Origin of the sequence: Lyngbya sp. CCAP 1446/10 (assembly GCF_026130175.1) — a bacterium.
Taxonomy (GTDB): domain Bacteria; phylum Cyanobacteriota; class Cyanobacteriia; order Cyanobacteriales; family Microcoleaceae; genus Microcoleus.
In genome coordinates this window covers 1-4,253 of sequence record NZ_JAIGNI010000118.1, presented here as the reverse complement: position 1 = coordinate 4,253, position 4,253 = coordinate 1, and the positions used below count along the sequence as shown (strand labels likewise).

The following is a 4,253-nucleotide window of genomic DNA, read 5'->3' as shown; positions in this document are numbered from 1 at the left end:
AATATAAGTTTCTAGTATTTTATCCTGTTTCTAGCAAGGCAAGAGTAAAAATAAGTTAAGACTTTGGATTCAATCCAGTAAAGCAAAACTTTCCATTATATCATAAAATTATTTTGCAAGAGGTCTATTGCTTAAGTTGACACTAACGCTCTAGTCCTTAACCCTGACTTAAGAGGACTGAAGTCCTCACTACAAACCAGGCTCGTAATGAGGACTTCAGTCCTTTCTAATCTTAAGCAGCAAACAAGACAAATAGAGAAGCAATACCGATCGCGATCGCACCAATCCCCATCACAAAAGACCAGAAACGGTGATAACTGCTAACCGTCGTACCGCTATCGCTTTCAAGCCGAATCAAATCCATCCAAGGCGCGACACCCCGGCGGAACCAACCCAAAGCACTAACATCCATCCCAATCAAACTTTTAACCCGTTTCATCCCAAACAGAAAATTACCAATCGGCCCAAAACGAGAAGCATAGCGTAGATAAATCATTCCCGTTTTGTCTTGCAGTTTTAGATCGGAACCAAACGCATAACCCGCATCGCCGCGACCAATTAATTCGCCTTCTAGTTTCGCAGGTTGACCGCGCAAAGGACTTGCATAGGGGTCAGACATTAAGGTTAAAACATCCAATTGTTCTGCTTGTGCGTAATTGGGAAACATCACCAAAGCTTTGAGCAAAATTCCCGCACCCAAACCGATGAAAGGACAAGCAACTATCATCATCGGATTCGCAGCAGACAGCGAAATGCCGATCGCAAAACCCACCGCCAATCCCAGAGTTTCCGCACTGTACAGCAGCAAATCGAACACAAAATTGCCGTACAATTTCCGCTTGCTCAAATGGTGGCCTTCCCCAACAATCCGGCCCATGTCAAACTCAACATCCAAGCCCAATTGTTCGGCGTAGGTGCTCAAAGCGCGAACTCGCTTACCAGTAAGCGGGTGAGTTGAATTCAACTCCATCCACCAAGCCCAAGGATTAAACATATCCCACAGAAACACTCGCCCAATTTTTTTCGGTTCCGACGCAATCCGGTAAGCTGTACCGGTAGAAGTGGCAGCTTTGGCATCGTAAATGCCTAAAGCGCGAGTTCCTTCTAACAAGCGACTGGGTTCCGTCGCTCTTTGTCCTTCTTCCAAAATACCGTAAGCAATTTTTACCAAAGCGCGGGATAAAGCGTTAGGATTTCCGGTAGTTTCGGCGGCAAAATGGTCGGCAAAATATTCTCGCGTCCGCGACAAATACAGCAACAAATAAGTACCGGCGATGTAAAATAAATAAGCAACAGCAGCTACAGTACCGGCCGCATCTTTAGCTTTGTCGCCGCCCTTCCGACCCAGCCTTTGAGCTGTAGTGTAAATTAAGTAAGTGATCTGCACTAAAGTCGAAGCTAAGGTCATAACTGCAAAGTCCCAGTGAACGATGTGACCGAGTTCGTGGGCGTAAACAGTGGCAATTTCATCGTCGTCTAAATAGGTAAAAAGACCTTGACTGACGACTAACCGAGCACTGTTAGGAAAGGAACCGTAGGTAAAAGCAGTGGGGTTTTGGTCGTCGATAATTCCTAACCGCGGCTGAGTCAGTTTGTTCTGTTTGCAAACCTTCTGAATAACTTTCGCTGCTTCGGGACTGTGGCTTTCAATTTCTGCTAGGGAAACCCAGCGAGTATTGTAAAGCCAATTTTGGGTTAAGTCCATCAAGTAAGGCGATAGGAAAAAAGCTGCGATGTTAAAAATTATAGTTATGGGAAGTGCGATCGCCAATCCGGTAACTGGATCGGGACTGTTGAGAATCAAAACTGAGGCTAAGGATAGCGCCAACACCATACCAAACAGCAGGGTGATGGTGACGCCGGAAGCTAAAACGAGATTTCCGCCAGTTTTCTGTATCAGTTTAACGCCGGCTTTGGGCGATCGCCCTGCCTTGCGTAAAGGAGCTTGAGATGGCATAATAATCTCCAAAGGTTATTGACAAATGGTAATCGCGGTGGGATTTTATCTATACTTCACTGTTTTAACCTGTCAGTACGGATCGCGGTAAGGAGTCTCAACAAAAATATATAATTTCCTCTATTTTGTTAAGATGGAAAACTGCCCGCCTAATTTATTTGGGCGAATTCAATTACTACCTCAAAACTCAACAATCAAAACTATTTAAAAGTTACTGCTATGTCGATTATTGAAATTGCCCAAAAAACGCGCGCATCTGCTAGAAAATTGGCAGTTTTGTCCGCCGGTGCTAAAAATCAAGCGATTGAGGCTATTGCTAAAGCTTTAGAAGCTGCTGCTGCGGATATTTTAGCGGCGAATGCTGCTGATTGCAAGGCTGCTGAGGCGGATGGGATTGCTAAACCGTTGTACGATCGCCTAAAATTGGATGAGAGCAAGTTGAAAAGTGCGATCGCGGGCGTGCGAGATGTTGCCAAACTCCCAGACCCGATCGGTGCTGTGCAAATTCATCGCGAATTGGACGCAGGATTAATTCTGAAGCGCGTAACCTGTCCTTTGGGCGTTTTAGGGATTATTTTTGAAGCGCGTCCAGAAGCCTTAATTCAGATAGTATCCTTGGCAATCAAATCGGGCAACGGCGTTATTCTCAAAGGCGGCAAAGAAGCAGTCCGTTCCTGCGAAACCTTGACAAAAGTGATACATCAAGCATTAGCAGAAACAGCCGTTAATCCCGCAGCAGTGCAGTTGCTCACCACGCGGGAAGAAACAATCGAACTGCTGAAAATGGATGAATACGTCGATTTAATTATTCCCAGAGGTTCTAATTCCTTCGTGCGGTTCGTGCAGGAAAATACCCGGATTCCCGTGTTGGGACACGCAGATGGAATTTGTCATTTGTACGCAGATAAAGCAGCGGACATTCAGAAAGCCGTAGAGATTTCTGTAGATGCAAAAACTCAATATCCAGCCGCCTGCAATGCCATTGAAACCTTGTTAGTTCACAGGGATATTGCTCCCATTTTCCTCCCCGCTGTCGCCCAAGCTTTGCAGCAAAAAAAAGTCGAATTGCGGGGAGACGAACCAACTCGCCGCATCTTAGAAAATATTGCCGAAGCGACAGAAACAGATTGGTCTACAGAATACAGCGATTTGATTTTGTCAATCAAAATAGTAGATTCTGTGGAAGTAGCAATTAACCACATCAACACCTACGGTTCCCGACATACAGATGTGATTGTCACAGAAGACAGCGAAGCCGCCGAAACTTTTTTAAATCAAGTCGATGCAGCCGGAGTTTATCATAATTGTTCGACTCGATTTGCTGACGGTTTCCGCTACGGTTTCGGTGCAGAAGTGGGGATTAGCACGCAGCAAATGCCACCTCGCGGGCCTGTTGGTTTAGAGGGTTTGATTACCTATAAGTATCGAGTTGTTGGAGACGGTCATATTGCTGCGAGTTATGTCGGGAAAGATGCTCAGGAATTTACTCATCGCGATTTGTAGAATATCATAGTGTGAGATTCCGATTCACAAATTATCGATCGCACTGCTATACTGAATCTATACCCTTCGCAATCGTGCCCGGAGGCAAAAAATGTCCGCTGCAATTACCATTAACCCCTATGAAATTAGGCAAATATCCCAACCGGATACAGTAAGTCAGTCAAGGTTGCGATCGATCGCCCAAAACACAGAGGCTCTAGCAACAGCAGTAGAGAATAAGTGGGAAGATTTTTCGGATGGGGAGCGTGAGTTGCTTAAAGCTCTGATTTATGCCTCAATTATCAATCAAGATGGTAATCAAGGTTTTTTCGCTTCTCTGAGAACAAGGCTGTCACTAGCTTGGATGCTAATCTGTGGTGAAACTGATGTTCTGACTGACTACTTCAACGCCTTAATTCGTCTAAAAAATGCTGTACTTGGAGCGATCGAAAGAGAGCACCCAGATTACGAGCAAACAATGGTTGAAGTTGTGCAGGAAGCTTTGGCAAAATCGGGCGATCATCCTGCAATGACACCCGATGATTTTTGTGAGTGGCTGAGCAGTGTTTCGGATTAATCCATCTGATAAATTTAAGCGTTCCTACAAAGAGCTTCTGAAGCGTCATTATAAGGGTGAGAAAGCTAAGAAAGTTTTTCAAGATTTTGTTGCACAAATCATCAAAAATTTGGCGTTGCTGAGTTAGAGTATGAATAGGAGGAATAATTTATGCAACGCAAGCGAATGTAAATCAACCCATATCCGTAAAAATGGCAAGAAAAAAGGAAAACAGAACCACATTTGCGTGCAATGCGG

3 protein-coding genes are annotated in these 4,253 nt (G+C 44.7%); 2 read left to right on the top strand and 1 reads right to left on the bottom strand.

Translation table 11 applies throughout. The features are described from left to right. Window positions 1-232: 232 nt before the first annotated feature. Window positions 233-1,957, bottom strand: a complete 1,725-nt coding sequence (locus tag K4039_RS26435) for a zinc metalloprotease HtpX (RefSeq protein ID WP_265239472.1) — start codon at window positions 1,955-1,957, stop codon at window positions 233-235. 219 nt (window positions 1,958-2,176) lie between these two features. Here K4039_RS26435 and K4039_RS26430 point away from each other — a divergent pair, with 219 nt between their 5' ends. Further along, complete coding sequence (locus K4039_RS26430) at window positions 2,177-3,460, top strand: glutamate-5-semialdehyde dehydrogenase (protein WP_265239471.1); 1,284 nt, start codon at window positions 2,177-2,179, stop codon at window positions 3,458-3,460. Between the two features lie 91 nt (window positions 3,461-3,551). After that, window positions 3,552-4,016 carry a hypothetical protein gene (locus K4039_RS26425; protein ID WP_265239470.1) on the top strand — a complete coding sequence of 155 codons (465 nt, stop codon included), beginning with the start codon at window positions 3,552-3,554 and terminating at the stop codon, window positions 4,014-4,016. The last annotated feature ends 237 nt before the right edge of the window (window positions 4,017-4,253 follow it).

What these genes read in the sequence shown, in the direction of transcription:
- K4039_RS26435 (WP_265239472.1), bottom strand. Translation starts at nt 1,957, where the DNA reads ATGCCATCTCAAGCTCCTTTACGCAAGGCAGGGCGATCGCCCAAAGCC.
- K4039_RS26425 (WP_265239470.1), top strand. Translation starts at nt 3,552, where the DNA reads ATGTCCGCTGCAATTACCATTAACCCCTATGAAATTAGGCAAATATCC.
- K4039_RS26430 (WP_265239471.1), top strand. Translation starts at nt 2,177, where the DNA reads ATGTCGATTATTGAAATTGCCCAAAAAACGCGCGCATCTGCTAGAAAA.